General features: G+C 66.7%; 2 pseudogenes. Both read left to right on the forward strand.

Annotated elements, in window-relative coordinates:
• Nucleotides 1–135: pseudogene (locus tag C0461_RS14425) on the forward strand (Trp family transcriptional regulator); the annotation flags it as partial.
• A gap of 11 nt (nucleotides 136–146) precedes the next feature.
• Nucleotides 147–384 (forward strand): annotated as a pseudogene (locus C0461_RS14430) (ATP phosphoribosyltransferase); the annotation flags it as partial.

Here is a 384-nt window from a genome sequence, read left to right on the forward strand (position 1 = left end):
AAGTCCTATCGCGAGATCGCCGAACAGGCCCACGCCAGCCCCACCACCGTGGTGCGGGTGGCCCGCTTCCTCAGGGAAATGCCCCATCAGGGCTACCGGCTGGTGCTCGACCGCATCAAGCGCCCCCGACACTAAGGTAAAGTCACATGAGTACTGCATCCGGGCGACTGCGCATCGCGGTCCAGAAATCCGGCCGTCTGGCCGACCGTTCCCTCGAGCTGATCCGCGATGCGGGCCTGCGCGTCATGAAGGGCGCAAACGACCTGCTGTACCGGGTGGAGAACCACCCGATCGACCTGCTGCGCGTGCGCGACGACGACATCCCCACCTTCGTGGCGGACGGGGTCTGCGACCTGGGCGTGGTGGGCCTGAACGTGCTGGAGG

The sequence above is a fragment of the Brevundimonas sp. genome, from assembly GCF_013823285.1.
Taxonomy (GTDB): domain Bacteria; phylum Pseudomonadota; class Alphaproteobacteria; order Caulobacterales; family Caulobacteraceae; genus Brevundimonas.